Source organism: Pantoea sp. RIT-PI-b (genome assembly GCF_001187905.1).
Classification (GTDB): Bacteria; Pseudomonadota; Gammaproteobacteria; order Enterobacterales; family Enterobacteriaceae; genus Pantoea; species Pantoea nemavictus.
Window position 1 is genome coordinate 347597 of record NZ_LGIS01000014.1, and the last position, 14504, is coordinate 362100.

14 protein-coding genes and 1 other annotated feature are annotated in these 14504 nt (G+C 54.7%); of the genes, 10 read left to right on the plus strand and 4 right to left on the minus strand.

What is annotated here, in order from left to right; translation table 11 throughout:
- Positions 1-106: 106 nt before the first annotated feature.
- A complete protein-coding gene (gene sltY, locus AC790_RS08010) occupies positions 107-2026 on the plus strand; it encodes a murein transglycosylase (protein ID WP_007884923.1) in 1920 nt (639 codons plus the stop codon).
- Between the two features lie 44 nt (positions 2027-2070).
- Complete coding sequence (trpR, locus tag AC790_RS08015; protein WP_007884925.1) at positions 2071-2394, plus strand: trp operon repressor; 324 nt, start codon at positions 2071-2073, stop codon at positions 2392-2394.
- On the opposite strand, the gene yjjX is transcribed toward trpR, so the two are convergent.
- Positions 2391-2912, minus strand: coding sequence for an inosine/xanthosine triphosphatase (yjjX, locus tag AC790_RS08020; protein ID WP_007884926.1), 522 nt, complete (start codon positions 2910-2912; stop codon positions 2391-2393). The two genes, trpR and yjjX, sit on opposite strands and share 4 nt — an antisense overlap.
- Before the next feature lie 51 nt (positions 2913-2963).
- On the opposite strand from yjjX, the gene gpmB reads away from it, so the two are divergent.
- Entirely contained in the window at positions 2964-3611 is a 648-nt protein-coding gene (gene gpmB, locus AC790_RS08025; RefSeq protein WP_007884928.1) for a 2,3-diphosphoglycerate-dependent phosphoglycerate mutase GpmB, read from the plus strand.
- 39 nt (positions 3612-3650) lie between these two features.
- On the opposite strand, the gene robA is transcribed toward gpmB, so the two are convergent.
- Positions 3651-4532 carry an MDR efflux pump AcrAB transcriptional activator RobA gene (gene robA / locus AC790_RS08030; protein ID WP_007884929.1) on the minus strand — a complete coding sequence of 294 codons (882 nt, stop codon included), beginning with the start codon at positions 4530-4532 and terminating at the stop codon, positions 3651-3653.
- A 194-nt stretch (positions 4533-4726) separates the two neighbouring features.
- Between robA and creA the strand changes: the two genes are divergently transcribed.
- Positions 4727-5200: a protein CreA gene (gene creA, locus AC790_RS08035; RefSeq protein ID WP_007884931.1), complete on the plus strand. Its 474-nt coding sequence runs from the start codon at positions 4727-4729 to the stop codon at positions 5198-5200.
- A gap of 47 nt (positions 5201-5247) precedes the next feature.
- Here creA and arcA read toward each other — a convergent pair whose 3' ends face one another.
- Positions 5248-5964, minus strand: coding sequence for a two-component system response regulator ArcA (arcA, locus tag AC790_RS08040; RefSeq protein ID WP_007884933.1), 717 nt, complete (start codon positions 5962-5964; stop codon positions 5248-5250).
- 588 nt (positions 5965-6552) lie between these two features.
- On the opposite strand from arcA, the gene AC790_RS08045 reads away from it, so the two are divergent.
- From AC790_RS08045 to thrC, 5 genes are all read left to right on the plus strand, one after another.
- The gene (locus AC790_RS08045; protein ID WP_049851423.1) at positions 6553-7257 is read left to right on the plus strand and encodes a tRNA/rRNA methyltransferase; all 705 of its coding nucleotides are present in this window, start codon (positions 6553-6555) and stop codon (positions 7255-7257) included.
- A 189-nt stretch (positions 7258-7446) separates the two neighbouring features.
- Complete coding sequence (thrL, locus tag AC790_RS25300; RefSeq protein WP_071531027.1) at positions 7447-7518, plus strand: thr operon leader peptide; 72 nt, start codon at positions 7447-7449, stop codon at positions 7516-7518.
- Positions 7454-7576, plus strand: a sequence feature (Thr leader region). (Overlaps the previous gene by 65 nt.)
- Before the next feature lie 26 nt (positions 7577-7602).
- Positions 7603-10065 carry a bifunctional aspartate kinase/homoserine dehydrogenase I gene (gene thrA, locus AC790_RS08050; RefSeq protein ID WP_007884936.1) on the plus strand — a complete coding sequence of 821 codons (2463 nt, stop codon included), beginning with the start codon at positions 7603-7605 and terminating at the stop codon, positions 10063-10065.
- Positions 10066-10067: 2 nt separating this feature from the next.
- Positions 10068-10997, plus strand: a complete 930-nt coding sequence (gene thrB / locus AC790_RS08055; protein ID WP_049851551.1) for a homoserine kinase — start codon at positions 10068-10070, stop codon at positions 10995-10997.
- A 3-nt stretch (positions 10998-11000) separates the two neighbouring features.
- Positions 11001-12284 carry a threonine synthase gene (thrC, locus tag AC790_RS08060; RefSeq protein WP_007884938.1) on the plus strand — a complete coding sequence of 428 codons (1284 nt, stop codon included), beginning with the start codon at positions 11001-11003 and terminating at the stop codon, positions 12282-12284.
- 178 nt (positions 12285-12462) lie between these two features.
- Here the strand turns inward: thrC and yaaA are convergent, their stop codons facing one another.
- The gene (yaaA, locus tag AC790_RS08065; protein ID WP_007884939.1) at positions 12463-13239 is read right to left on the minus strand and encodes a peroxide stress protein YaaA; all 777 of its coding nucleotides are present in this window, start codon (positions 13237-13239) and stop codon (positions 12463-12465) included.
- A gap of 213 nt (positions 13240-13452) precedes the next feature.
- On the opposite strand from yaaA, the gene tal reads away from it, so the two are divergent.
- A complete protein-coding gene (gene tal, locus AC790_RS08070) occupies positions 13453-14406 on the plus strand; it encodes a transaldolase (RefSeq protein ID WP_007884940.1) in 954 nt (317 codons plus the stop codon).
- Positions 14407-14504: the final 98 nt, after the last annotated feature.

Here is a 14504-nt window from a genome sequence, read left to right on the forward strand (position 1 = left end):
GTGCGCGAGCGTAAATTTTGTGAAGAACATGGCAAGAGACGGTTGGCCTGGTTAGCATGAAGGAAGTCTGGCATGAGCTGGATCGCAGCACTGAGAGGAGAGCGTAATGGAGAAGTGGCGTTACTGGATGCTAGGGATCTGTCTGGTCAGCACGGCCAGCAGCGCATGGGCCGATTCGCTGGATCAGCAGCGGCAGCGCTATGCGCAAATCAAGCAAGCCTGGGATAACAAACAGATGGACCAGGTGACGCAGCTGATGCCAACGCTGCAGGATTATCCGCTCTATCCGTATCTGCAATACCGGCTGCTGGCGCAGGATCTCGATCAAGAGACGCCGCTGGCGGTGAAGAATTTTATTCAACAGTATCCTACGCTGCCGCCGGCGCGCTCGCTCTCAACACGCTTTGTGAATGTGTTGGCCAATCGTCAGGACTGGCAAGGCGTGCTCAGCTTCAGCCCGGATGAGCCGAAACCGGTGCAGGCGCGCTGTAACTGGTATTACGCCAAATGGGCCACCGGGCAACAGCAGGCAGCGTTTGCCGGGGCCAAAGAGATTTGGCTGCGCGGCACCGCGTTGCCGAATGACTGTGACAAGCTGTTCTCGGTCTGGCAAGCCAGCGGGCAGCTCTCGCCGATCACCATTCTGGAGCGTATCCGTCTGGCGATGAAAGCCGGTAACGATAGCCTGGTGAATTACCTGGCGAAAATGCTGCCAGCGGATTATCAAACCACCGCCAGCGCGCTGATTGCGCTGCAGCAGAATCCGCAAACCGTCACTACCTTTGCCAGCAGCATGGGCCCCACTGATTTCACCCGCATGGCGACCAGCTATGCCTTCGCCCGCGTGGCGCGTGAGGATATGGACAACGCGCGCATGATGATTCCGCAACTGGTGCAGGCGCAGAAGATGAGCCAGGCCGATGAGCAGGATCTGAAAGAGACGGTGGTATGGCGCATGATGGGCGCGGATCTCACCAGCGAGCAGGCGCGCTGGCGTGATGCGGTAGTGATGAACAGCGAATCCACCGCGCTGGTGGAGCGCCGTGTTCGTCTGGCGCTGAGCCAGAACGATCGCCGCGGGCTGAATACCTGGATCGCGCGTTTGCCGGTGGAAGCCAAAGAGAAAGATGAGTGGCAATACTGGCAGGCCGATTTGCTGATTTCGCAGGGCCGCAAAGAGGAAGCGAACGACATTCTGCGCAAGCTGATGCAGGCGCGCGGCTTCTATCCGATGGTGGCGGCGCAACGTCTTGGCGTGGAGTATCCGTTGCAGGTTGATAAAGCGCCGGCAGCTGATAATAGCGTGGTGCAGGGCGCGGAAATGGCGCGCGTGCGCGAGCTGATGTACTGGGGGTTGGATAACCTGGCGCGCAGCGAATGGGCCAATCTGATCTCCAGTAAAACCCATTCCCAGCAGCAGATGCTGGCGCGTTACGCTAACGAGCAGGATTGGTGGGATCTCAGCGTGCAGGCCACCATTACCGCGAAAATGTGGGATAGCCTGAAAGAGCGCTTCCCGCTGGCGTGGCAAAATCTGTATCAGCAATACACCAGCGACAAAGGCATTCCACCGAGTTATGCGATGGCGATTTCACGTCAGGAGAGCGCGTGGAATCCGAAAGCGCGTTCACCGGTGGGCGCCAGCGGCTTGATGCAGGTAATGCCCGGTACGGCGACGCATACCGTGAAGATGTATAACATTCCCGGCTATGTGAACAGCAGCCAGCTGTTGGATCCGCAGACCAATATTCAGATCGGTACCCAGTATCTGGAGTATGTCTATCAGCAGTTTGGTCAGAACCGCATCTTCGCCTCGGCGGCTTACAACGCAGGGCCGGGACGCGTGCGCAGCTGGCAGAAAACCAGCGGGGGGAATCTGGATGCGGTGGCGTTTATCGAGACCATTCCGTTCTCAGAAACGCGTGGCTACGTAAAAAACGTGCTGGCCTACGATGCCTATTATCGCTACTTCATGGGCAAGCCGGATAAGATTCTCGCTGACAGTGAGTGGAATCGCCAGTATTGACTGTGCTATGCTTCCGTACTCGTTAATGAGTACGGAAGTCCTTCATGAGCCAACCCCTTTCTTCCCAGCCGGAATCGGCTCAGCCTGTTGAAGATAACTGGCTGCGTTTTATCGAACTGATGCAAAACGCCTTTGCCGATGGCGTGGCGCTGCCGTTGCTACAGCTGATGATGACGCCGGATGAACGTGAGTCCTTCGGCACGCGTTTGCGCATTATCGAAGAGCTGATGAACGGTGAGATGAGCCAGCGTGAACTGAAGAATGAGTTGGGCGTGGGTATCGCTACGATAACGCGCGGTTCAAATAGCCTGAAAGAAGCGCCGCCAGAGCTGAAACGCTGGCTGGAAGCGCGTCTGGGACGCGATTAACGCTGATTGTAAAGCGGATGCGTAAACGGACACAGCGCCAGAATCAACGCCTGATGATAGACGCTGGAGCGGCTTAGCAGGCCGTGAGTAAAGGCGCCAATCGCGCCACCTTTGTGTTTGATATTCTCTACGCCGGTCAGGCGTGCCATCTCGTCACCGAGTTCACGTCCGGCGGCTAAGCCTGCTACGACGATCGGCGGCAGGGTAAAGCTGGCCGAACGCGATTCACCGCGCTGCTGCGCATTTTCAATCACCATCCACGCAAAGGCGCAATCGCCTTCAATGCCCGCTTCAATCGCCACCCAATAATCCGCCTGCGGACGCTCCTGACGGGCGTTCGCTACGCGTTGACGTGCGCCAGTTCGCGTTTCGACATCGCTAAGTGGCTGAGCTGCGACGCCGCTCTCGACCTCGACCCCTTCAATGTGGCAGGATCCTTCGCCGAAAACGTCGTTGAACGCCTGAGCAATCGCGCGAATTTTTGCCGGGTTGATGGTGGCTGCGACAACATGGTACATAATTGTTTGAACCCTCGAGGCAAATTTGTCGCAGTATAACGGAAATTAAGCATGCTACAGGTCTATCTTGTTCGTCACGGTGAAACGGTATGGAATGCGGCGCGACGCATTCAGGGGCAGTCTGACAGCCCGTTAACGGAAAAAGGTGAGCAGCAGGCTCATCAGGTTGGCGAGCGCGTGAAATCGCTGGGCATTACCCACGTGATTGCCAGCGATTTAGGACGTACACGTCGCACGGCGGAGATCATCGCCGACGCGTGTGGCTGCACCGTTACGCTCGACGCGCGTCTGCGTGAGCTCAACATGGGCTGCCTTGAACAACGTCCGCTCGATGGCTTGACGGAAGAAGAGGAAAACTGGCGTAAAACGCTGGTGGACGGCACCACAGCGGGCCGTATTCCGGGTGGCGAATCGATGGCGGAGATGGCGGCGCGTATGCACGAAGCGCTGAATGCGCTGCTGGCGTTGCCAGCTGGCAGCCGTCCGCTGATTGTCAGCCACGGCATGGCGCTTGGCGTGCTGGTCAGCACCATTCTCGGCTTACCTGCGCATGCAGAACGTCGTTTGCGTCTGCGCAACTGCTCGATTTCGCGTGTGGATCATCAGCAAAGCGCCTGGCTGGCGGCTGGTTGGGTAGTCGAAACGGCGGGCGATGTTTCGCATCTGGATGCCCCCGCGCTGGATGAATTGCAGCGTTGAGCTAAATAAAAATGCCGTCATGATGACGGCATTTTGTTTTTAGTGATTTGTTTGCGGGCGAATCGGAATCAGGTATTCGCAGCGGATTTCCGCTGGCGGCTCGCTACGTTTCTTGCCACCGTGGGTGAAGAAACGCTCGATATCCTGTCCCTGACGACGCACTAAACCGAGCGTTGGCATGCAGGTTCCGTACAGTAGCAGGATGAACTCACCCAGCGCACTGCGTGCACCGTTGTAAGTAAACTGCACGTAATCACCGGCCTCAACCACCACGCTTTGATTCGATTGCATACTCTTCGCCAGCTGATCGGCGGGCACCGCTGTGGTGTACAGAATCTCTTGCTCATCATCCTTTTCATGGCTGGCACGCACCTGATGCAGGCCGTACAGCACCGGCGGCACCGTGTCGGTTTCCAGCAGGAACTGCTTCCAGAAATGCATGCGCATCTCATCGCGGTAGCTGGAAATTTGCTCCAGCGTGCAGGAGTAGCTCTGCGTCTGGCCGACCAACACCGTTTCCGGCAGCGTGACAAACTGCGCTTCCGGCAGGCTGCTATCGTCCAGGCGAATCGGCGGGCGAATACCGAACGAGTTCCACTCCGATGAGCGACGATACCAGGCGGGCGTTTGGTTGAACTGCTTTTTAAACGCGCGGGTAAAGGTCTGCTGTGAATCGAAGCGATATTGTAGAGCGATGTCAAGGATGGGGCGGCTGGTCAGGCGTAACGCCACCGCGGCTTTCGACAGCCGACGCGCGCGGATATACGCGCCAATTGCGTGGCTGGTTACTTCCTTGAACATCCGCTGCAGGTGCCACTTGGAATAGCCTGCTTTCTGCGCAACGTTATCTAATGAAAGCGGTTGGTCCAGATGGCTCTCCAGCCAGACAAGCAAATCGCGAATGATACCGGCTTGGTCCATAAAACATCCTCATAACTCTCTGGTGGCGCAACTATGAAGTCGTCGAATAATAGCACGAAATGCACAAAAGCGTGGGGGCGGTTTGCTAATCGAGTGTGCTAAGTCAATGCGGGTTAAAACCCGTTTAGGTTTGGTTCTGTGTTCAATTGACAGTACATTACATTCTCATCTATTCGATTGGCAATGGTAACTCAATGACAATAGCTCGTATTCTTATAATCACGCTGGCAACTTATGTGTTCAGCGCTGGCGTTCAGGCTGAAGAGATCGGCTCAGTTGACACGGTGTTCAAGATATTTGGCCCCGATCATAAGATCGTGGTCGAAGCCTTCGATGACCCCGATGTAAAAAATGTAACCTGTTATATCAGCCGGGCAAAAACCGGTGGTATCAAAGGGGGATTAGGTTTGGCGGAAGACACGTCCGACTCAGCCATCTCCTGTCAACAGGTTGGGCCGGTAGAGCTTAGCGATAAAATCGCACAAGGCAAGTCGCAGGGCGAAGTGGTATTTAAAAAACGCACTTCACTGGTGTTTAAGAAGTTGCAGGTGGTGCGCTTCTTCGATCAGAAACGTCATGCGCTGGTGTATCTGAGTTACTCAGATAAGGTGGTAGACGGCTCGCCGAAGAATGCGCTAAGTGCCGTGCCGATCATGCCGTGGCATTAATACAGGCATAAAAAAAACGCCCTGACGGGCGTTTTTCCTCTCAAAACTTAGTCCTGCAGTTCGCCGCAGAAACGGTAACCTTCGCCGTGAATGGTGGCGATGATTTCTGGCGTATCTGGCGTGGATTCGAAATGCTTGCGGATGCGGCGGATGGTGACATCCACGGTACGGTCATGCGGCTTGAGCTCGCGGCCGGTCATCTTCTTCAGCAAGTCACCACGCGTTTGAATTTTGCCTGGATTCTCACAGAAGTGCAGCATGGCGCGGAATTCACTGCGCGGCAGCTTGTACTGGTCGCCGTTCGGGCTGATCAGTGAGCGGCTATTGATGTCCAGCTCCCAGCCGTTAAAGCGATAGCTCTCAACCTGGCGGCGCTCTTCACTCGGCATGGCCAGATTCATGGTACGCGACAGCAAATTGCGCGCACGAATCGTCAGCTCACGTGGGTTGAAGGGTTTGGTGATGTAATCATCGGCTCCAATTTCCAGACCGAGGATTTTATCCACTTCATTATCACGACCGGTCAGGAACATCAGCGCAACGTTTGCTTGTTCACGCAATTCGCGTGCCAGCAGCAAACCGTTTTTACCTGGCAGGTTGATATCCATGATCACCAGATTGACGTCATTCTCCGTCAGGACCTGATGCATTTCGGCGCCGTCGGTGGCTTCATAGACCACGTAACCTTCTGCCTCAAAGATGCTTTTAAGGGTGTTACGCGTGACCAGTTCGTCTTCAACGATAAGAATGTGCGGGGTCTGCATGTTTCGCTACCTAAAATTTGCCAACAAATCGAAAACAGGGCGTACGTCGGTTACGCTATTTGCGGCAACCGGTATACGAAATAATCTTCGGAATACACCATCCATCTACGTCAACTTCAGTGTTAGCTCAGCCAGTCAGGATGGATATTTGCGCGCCCCGAGAATATCGGACAGGCGCTCATCCTAACCGTATTAACAGCAACCTAACAGCACCAACAACAACCGATAAGCATAAAAACAACGCTTCGTTGACTTATATCAAATGCAAGTGTAGCACGTTAACACTTTTATGAAAAACTTCTCCAGGATTGCTAGTTTAGCTCACAAAATGCAGCAATTTTGCTACATTTATCCCTTATAAAAGCAAAAGTTAAACGCGCAGGAATTTATATTTCAATAAATTGAAAGGAAAGGGTTTTATATAAATTAAGTCCTATAATTTTGCTTATGCCTGCTAATTTACTCTACATGGAGATTTCCCGCTGTTTTAACATCGTTAACATCTTATTTTCTCTTATCGCCGTAGTTGGTATTTTTTCTGCTGCATGCCAACATAAAGCGCGTTGTTAACCGTCCGATGGAAAAATCATGCATTTCCCCTTAATCCTTGTTTCTCCCGCCCGTCCGGAAAATATCGGCGCGGCTGCCCGTGCCATGAAAACCATGGGATTTAGCGAGTTGCGTATTGTCGCCAGCGATGCCTGGCAGGACCCCGCTGCACGACGTGTGGCACACGGTGCCGGCGAGATCCTTGATAACGTGAAAACCTATGCCACGCTGAGCGAGGCGCTCAAGGATGTCGATTTCTCGGTGGCGACCACCGCGCGCAGCCGCGCGAAGTTCCGCTACTACGCTACGCCGACGCAGGTGGAAAATATCCTGCAAGAGAAGCGCCAATGGCTGAGCCGCATCGCACTGGTTTTTGGCCGTGAGGACAGCGGTTTAACCAATGAGGAGCTGGAGCAGGTTGACCTGTTGACCGGCATTCCGATGGCAAATGACTATCCATCACTTAACCTCGGCCAGGCCGTGATGGTCTATTGCTATCAACTGTCAGCGCTGAATCAAATTGCGGCCGAACCTGCCGAAGCGGCAAACGCGCATCAACTGCAGGCGCTGCGTGAGCGTTTTCATCAGCTGTTGGCGAAGCTGGATGTCAGCGATGACGTCAAAATGGCTGACTGGATCGACCAGCGTATTGGCCTGCTGGAACAGCGCGACAGCGCTATGCTGCATCGCTTGTTACACGATGTAGAAAAAAAACTTATAGATAATTGCTCGGATAAATCCTGAGTTGGCAGTGACTGATCGTGGAAATCGCAGCCTCTTATGAACGATCCCGATACGATTTGTGCCAGCAAGCGCACTACTGCGCAGCCGTGCCGTCCGTGTGCTTAGGACAAATTCGTTGACTTAATGTGCCCTTTGCTTTACTTCTGGAAGGCAGACGGACAAGACAAAGACAGACAGAAAAAAATCTAAATGCGTAAACTCAGCCTGAACACCACAATTATTATTACCACCACCATTACCACAGGTAACGGTGCGGGCTGACGCATACAGGAAAAACAAAGAAAAAAGCCCGCACCTAAACAGTGCGGGCTTTTTTTTCGGCAAAAATTCAGGAGAGCTTCAACTATGCGAGTGCTGAAATTCGGCGGAACCTCAGTAGCCAATGCGGATCGTTTTCTCCGCGTGGCGGACATTCTGGAAAGCAATGCACAACAGGGACAGGTTGCGACCGTACTCTCTGCACCAGCGAAAATTACCAATCATCTGGTGGCGATGATTGAGAAAACCATCAGCGGTCAGGACACGTTACCGAATATCAGCGATGCCGAACGTATTTTTGCCGACCTGCTGCAAGGCCTGCATGATGCACAGCCGGGCTTTGATTTCGATGGATTGAAAACCCGCGTGCAATTGGAGTTCGCGCAGCTGAAGCAAGTGCTGCACGGCATCAGCCTGCTGGGCCAATGTCCGGACGCCGTCAACGCTGCCATCATCTGCCGTGGCGAGAAGCTGTCGATTGCCATAATGGAAGCGCTGCTGCAGGCGCGCGGCCACAAGGTGACCGTTATCGATCCGGTGGAGAAACTGCTGGCGGTTGGTCATTACCTCGAATCCACCGTGGATATTGCCGAATCCACACGTCGCATCGCCGCCAGCCAGATCCCATCCGATCACTTTATCCTGATGGCCGGTTTCACCGCTGGCAATGAGAAGGGCGAATTAGTGGTGCTGGGCCGTAACGGTTCTGACTATTCTGCCGCCGTGTTGGCCGCTTGCCTGCGCGCAGACTGCTGTGAAATCTGGACTGACGTCGACGGCGTCTACACCTGCGATCCACGTCAGGTGCCTGATGCCCGCTTACTGAAATCGATGTCTTATCAGGAAGCGATGGAGCTCTCCTATTTCGGCGCCAAAGTGCTGCATCCGCGTACCATCGCGCCTATCGCTCAGTTCCAGATTCCCTGCCTGATCAAAAACACCGCCAATCCGCAAGCGCCGGGCACCTTGATCGGTGGCGAAGGCGAGCTGGATGAAAATCCGGTGAAAGGCATCACCAACCTGAACAACATGGCGATGTTTAACGTTTCCGGCCCGGGTATGAAAGGCATGGTGGGCATGGCGGCGCGCGTGTTCGCGGCGATGTCCCGCACCGGCATTTCGGTGGTGTTGATCACCCAATCCTCTTCGGAATACAGCATCAGCTTCTGCGTACCGCAAAGCGATCAGGCGCGGGCGCGTCGCGTGCTGGAAGAGGAGTTCTATCTGGAGTTGAAAGATGGCTTACTCGATCCGCTGGACGTGCTGGAACAGCTGGCGGTGATCTCAGTGGTGGGCGATGGCATGCGCACGCTGCGCGGCATCTCGGCCAAATTCTTCTCGGCGCTGGCACGCGCCAATATCAATATCGTGGCGATTGCTCAGGGCTCATCTGAGCGTTCTATCTCGGTGGTGGTGAGCAACGATGAAGTCACCACCGGCGTGCGCGTGGTGCACCAGATGCTGTTCGCCACCGATCAGGTGATTGAAGTGTTTGTGGTGGGCGTTGGCGGTGTGGGTGCGGCGCTACTCGATCAGTTGCACCGTCAGCAAACGTGGCTGAAACAGAAGCATATCGATCTGCGCGTGTGCGGCATCGCTAACTCGCGTGCACTGTTAACCAACGTGCACGGTATCGATCTCAGCAACTGGAAGGCGGAACTGAGCGAAGCCAAAGAGCCGTTCAATCTCGGCCGCTTGATTCGTTTGGTGAAGGAGTATCACCTGCTGAATCCGGTGATCGTCGATTGTACCTCCAGCCAGGCGGTCGCCGATCAGTACGCGGATTTCCTCGCCGAAGGTTTCCATGTGGTTACGCCGAACAAAAAAGCCAATACCTCTTCATGGAATTACTACCAGCAGATGCGCGCTGCAGCGGCGAAATCGCGCCGTAAATTCCTGTATGACACCAACGTCGGTGCCGGTTTGCCGGTGATCGAAAACCTGCAGAACCTGATGAATGCCGGTGATGAGCTGATCAAGTTCTCCGGTATTCTCTCTGGCTCGCTCTCCTTCATCTTCGGCAAACTGGATGAAGGCGTTTCGTTGTCAGAAGCCACTAAAATGGCGCGTGAGATGGGCTTTACCGAACCGGATCCGCGTGACGATCTTTCCGGCACCGACGTGGCGCGTAAGCTGCTGATTTTGGCGCGCGAAGCCGGGCATCAGCTGGAACTCAGCGATATCGATATCGAACCACTGCTGCCCGCCAGCCTGACGGATATCGCCGACGTTGAACAATTCATGGAACGTCTGCCGGAGCTGGATAACGCCTTTGCGGCGCGCGTTGCCAAAGCGCGTGACGAAGGTAAAGTATTACGCTTCGTCGGCGCGATCGAAGAAGGCGGCGTCTGCAAAGTGAAGATTGATGCGGTGGACGGCAACGATCCGCTGTACAAAGTGAAGAACGGTGAGAACGCGCTGGCATTTTACAGCCGCTACTATCAGCCAATCCCGCTGGTTCTGCGTGGATATGGCGCCGGGAATGATGTCACAGCAGCGGGCGTGTTTGCTGACCTGCTGCGTACGCTGTCGTGGAAGTTGGGAGTTTGATGATGGTAAAAATTTATGCACCGGCCTCGATAGGTAACGTCAGCGTCGGCTTTGATGTGCTTGGCGCGGCGGTTTCGCCGGTGGATGGCAGCTTGCTGGGCGACTGCGTTTCGGTTGAAGCCGCCGACAGCTTTAGCCTGGTGAACTCCGGGCGCTTTGTCAGCAAACTGCCGAGCAATCCGCAGGAGAATATCGTTTATCAGTGCTGGGAGCGTTTTTGCCAGGCGATTGGCAAACAAGTTCCGGTGGCGATGACGCTGGAAAAAAATATGCCGATCGGTTCCGGCCTCGGTTCGAGCGCTTGCTCAGTGGTCGCCGGCTTGATGGCGATGAACGAATTCTGCGGCAAACCGTTGAATGATACTGAACTGCTGGCGCTGATGGGCGAGCTGGAAGGACGTATTTCCGGCAGCGTACACTTTGATAATGTCGCGCCATGCTTCCTCGGCGGCGTGCAGTTGATGATTGAAGAGAACGGCATTATTAGCCAGCACGTGCCGTGCTTTGACGAATGGCTGTGGGTGATGGCCTATCCGGGGATTAAAGTCTCCACCGCCGAAGCGCGCGCCATTCTGCCAGCACAATATCGCAAAGAGGATGCCATCAAGCATGGTCGCCTGCTGGCGGGCTTTATTCACGCCTGTCATACGCGTCAGCCTGGGCTTGCGGCTAAACTTATGCAGGATGTTATCGCTGAGCCGTATCGTACCAAACTGCTGCCGGGTTTCGCCGATGCGCGTAAAGCCGCACAGGATATTGGCGCACTGGCGTGCGGCATTTCGGGTTCTGGCCCGACACTTTTCGCCGTTTGCAACGAGATGGCAACGGCACAGCGGATGGCGGACTGGCTGAGCCAGCACTATCTGCAGAATGAAGAAGGTTTCGTCCACATCTGCCGTCTTGATACGGCTGGCGCACGTAAATTGGGATAACGCATGAAACTCTACAACCTTAAGGATCACAACGAGCAGGTCAGTTTTGCTCAGGCGGTTAAACAGGGCCTCGGCTCGCAGCAAGGGCTGTTTTTCCCGCTCGAACTGCCGGAATTCGAACTGACCGATATCGATGCCATGCTGGAGATGGATTTCGTCAGCCGCAGTAGCAAAATTCTGTCTGCCTATATTGGTGATGAAATTGCCGCGCATCAGCTGGCCGAGCGCGTGAAAAACGCCTTCGCTTTCCCGGCTCCGGTGGCGAAGGTTAGCGAGGATGTGGCTTGCCTTGAACTGTTCCACGGACCGACGCTGGCGTTCAAAGATTTCGGCGGCCGCTTTATGGCGCAGATGCTCTCGTATGTGAGCGGTGCGGATGAGCAGATCACCATTCTGACCGCGACTTCCGGTGATACCGGTGCCGCGGTAGCGCATGCGTTCTACGGCATGGAGAACGTGCGCGTGGTGATTCTCTATCCGCAGGGCAAAATCAGCCCGCTGCAGGAGAAACTGTTCTGTACGCTGGGCGGGAATATCGAAACCATCGCGGTTGAGGGCGATTTCGATGCCTGTCAGGCGCTGGTGAAACAGGCATTTGATGATGAAGAGCTGAAAAAGGCGATTGGCCTGAACTCGGCGAACTCGATCAACATCAGTCGCCTGCTGGCACAGATTTGCTACTACTTCGAAGCGGTGGCGCAACTGCCACAAGAGCAGCGTAATCAGCTGGTGGTTTCCGTACCAAGTGGAAACTTCGGTGACCTGACGGCGGGCCTGTTGGCGAAATCACTCGGTCTGCCGATTAAGCGTTTTATCGCTGCGACCAATGCCAATGACACGGTGCCGCGCTTCCTCGGCAACGGTGCATGGCAGCCAAACGCGACGGTGGCAACGCTGTCGAACGCGATGGATGTCAGCCAGCCGAACAACTGGCCGCGCGTGGAAGAGCTGTTCCGCCGCAAAACCTGGCGTTTAACCGATCTGGCTTACGGCGCGGTTTCAGATGAAACCACCCAATCCACCATGCGCGAGCTGGCGGAGATTGGCTACATCTCTGAACCGCATGCGGCAATTGCCTATCGTCTGCTGCGCGATAACCTGCAGGAGGGCGAATATGGCCTGTTCCTCGGGACTGCGCATCCGGCGAAGTTCAAAGAGAGCGTGGATGAGATTCTGGGCCAGGATCTGCCACTGCCGAAAGAGCTGGCCGAGCGTGCCGATTTGCCGCTGCTGTCACACAATCTGAAAGGCGATTTCGCTGAGCTGCGGGCGTTTTTGCTGAAGTAAGTGCTGACTGGGGTAAGTGCTCGCTGTCCCCCATCCCGGCCTTCCCCCGCAAGCGGGGGAAGGAGACGCTGCCACATGCAGCTTCCAAACTCACATATTGCAGCATCTTCCTCCCCCATTTATGGGGGAGGACCGAGGAGGGGGGCAGCGAGCACAATCCAGGGCAGCGCTTGCTAAACTATTTCTGCTCGCGGCGCTTAAACACCAGCTCGTTATCTTTGCTTTCTGCCGCATCAAAGAAGTAGCCATCCACATCGAATTTCTTCAACTGCGCTGGCTTGGTCAGGCGATTCTGAATCACATAGCGGCTCATCAAACCACGCGCTTTTTTGGCGTAGAAGCTGATGACTTTAAACTTGCCGTTCTTCTCATCGAGGAACACCGGCTTGATCAATTCGCCATTGAGTTTCTTCGGCTTAATGGCTTTGAAATACTCATCGGATGCCAGATTAATCAGCACTTCATCGCCTTGCTCAGCAATCGCCTCGTTGAGCTTCTCTGTCAGCAGATCGCCCCAGAAGCCGTAAAGGTCTTTCCCGGCCGGATTCGCCAGCTTAATCCCCATCTCCAGACGATAGGGCTGCATTAAATCGAGCGGACGCAGCAAGCCATATAAGCCGGAAAGCATGCGCAAGTGCTGCTGGGCAAACTCAAAGTCGCCATCGCTAAAGGTTTCTGCCTGCAAACCGGTATACACATCGCCTTTAAAGGCCAGAATCGCCTGACGTGCGTTATCCAGCGAGAAGGGCGGCTGCCACTGGTTAAAACGCTCGGCATTCAGATGCGCCAGCTTGTCGCTGATGCTCATCAGTGAGCTGATTTGCGCCGGTGAAAGATCGCGCGCAACGTCAATTAATTGGTGTGATTTTTCTAACAGCGCCGGTTGGGTAAAGCGTTGGGTCGCCAGCGGGCTTTCATAGTCCAGTGTCTTCGCTGGCGAGATTACCATCAGCATCGTTTACGTCCTCGTTGACCCGCAGGTTTATCAGGGAATTGAAGGGAAAAATGTCGCAGGGAGTGTAGCAAAAAAGCCGCAGAGATCGGCAAATCACTGCCATTTGTTAGCGCTATCGTAAAGGGCACTTCGTGGTGTTGCGCCGTCACTTGCGCGTGATATTATCGCAACAGCCTTTTACACCCTGACAGTCAACCTAAGAGAAAGAGAACCATGACGGACAAACTTACTTCCTTGCGTCAGCTGACTACTGTGGTCGCCGACACCGGTGATATCGCGGCGATGAAACTGTATCAGCCGCAGGACGCTACCACGAACCCTTCTTTGATTCTCAACGCCGCTCAAATCCCTGAATACCGCAAACTGATTGACGAAGCCATTAGCTGGGCACGTCAGCAGAGCAGCAACAAAGAAGATCAGCTGGCGCTGGTTTCAGACAAGCTGGCCGTCAACATTGGTCTGGAAATTCTCAAACTGATCCCAGGTCGCATTTCGACTGAAGTTGATGCGCGCCTTTCTTATGACACCGAAGCGAGCATCGCTAAAGCGCGTAGCCTGATCAAACTGTACAACGATGCTGGCATCAGCAATGACCGTATCCTGATCAAGCTGGCCTCAACCTGGCAGGGCATTCGTGCAGCTGAGCAGCTGGAAAAAGAAGGCATCAACTGCAACCTGACGCTGCTGTTCTCCTTCGCGCAGGCGCGTGCATGTGCCGAAGCGGGCGTGTTCCTGATCTCACCATTTGTGGGCCGTATCCTCGACTGGTACAAGCAGAACACTGATAAGAAAGAGTACGCAGCACACGAAGATCCAGGCGTGGTGTCTGTGGCTGAAATCTACAACTATTACAAGCAGCACGGTTATGAAACCGTGGTAATGGGCGCCAGCTTCCGTAACGTCGGCGAAATCATCGAACTGGCTGGCTGTGACCGTCTGACCATCTCTCCGGGTCTGCTGAAAGAGCTGGCGGAGAGCGAAGGTACGGTTGAACGCAAACTGAGCTACAGCGGCGAAGTGAAAGCGCGTCCAGCGAAGATGACTGAAGCTGAGTTCTTCTGGCAGCACAACCAGGATCCAATGGCCGTGACTAAACTGGCTGAAGGTATCCGCAACTTTGCCATCGATCAGGGCAAACTTGAGAAGATGATCGCCGAACTGCTGTAAGGTGATATGCCGTGGCAGCGACCCGCTGTCACGGTTTTACGTTTTTCCCTCGCTTCTTGTATTATCCTTTTTACATCTCATGCTATTTGCTGCCATGC

Coding starts and splice junctions, on each gene's coding strand:
- arcA (WP_007884933.1), bottom strand. CDS start 5,964: ATGCAGACCCCGCACATTCTTATCGTTGAAGACGAACTGGTCACGCGT.
- yjjX (WP_007884926.1), bottom strand. CDS start 2,912: ATGTACCATGTTGTCGCAGCCACCATCAACCCGGCAAAAATTCGCGCG.
- robA (WP_007884929.1), bottom strand. CDS start 4,532: ATGGACCAAGCCGGTATCATTCGCGATTTGCTTGTCTGGCTGGAGAGC.
- yaaA (WP_007884939.1), bottom strand. CDS start 13,239: ATGCTGATGGTAATCTCGCCAGCGAAGACACTGGACTATGAAAGCCCG.
- thrA (WP_007884936.1), top strand. CDS start 7,603: ATGCGAGTGCTGAAATTCGGCGGAACCTCAGTAGCCAATGCGGATCGT.
- creA (WP_007884931.1), top strand. CDS start 4,727: ATGACAATAGCTCGTATTCTTATAATCACGCTGGCAACTTATGTGTTC.
- tal (WP_007884940.1), top strand. CDS start 13,453: ATGACGGACAAACTTACTTCCTTGCGTCAGCTGACTACTGTGGTCGCC.
- thrB (WP_049851551.1), top strand. CDS start 10,068: ATGGTAAAAATTTATGCACCGGCCTCGATAGGTAACGTCAGCGTCGGC.
- trpR (WP_007884925.1), top strand. CDS start 2,071: ATGAGCCAACCCCTTTCTTCCCAGCCGGAATCGGCTCAGCCTGTTGAA.
- thrC (WP_007884938.1), top strand. CDS start 11,001: ATGAAACTCTACAACCTTAAGGATCACAACGAGCAGGTCAGTTTTGCT.
- gpmB (WP_007884928.1), top strand. CDS start 2,964: ATGCTACAGGTCTATCTTGTTCGTCACGGTGAAACGGTATGGAATGCG.
- sltY (WP_007884923.1), top strand. CDS start 107: ATGGAGAAGTGGCGTTACTGGATGCTAGGGATCTGTCTGGTCAGCACG.
- AC790_RS08045 (WP_049851423.1), top strand. CDS start 6,553: ATGCATTTCCCCTTAATCCTTGTTTCTCCCGCCCGTCCGGAAAATATC.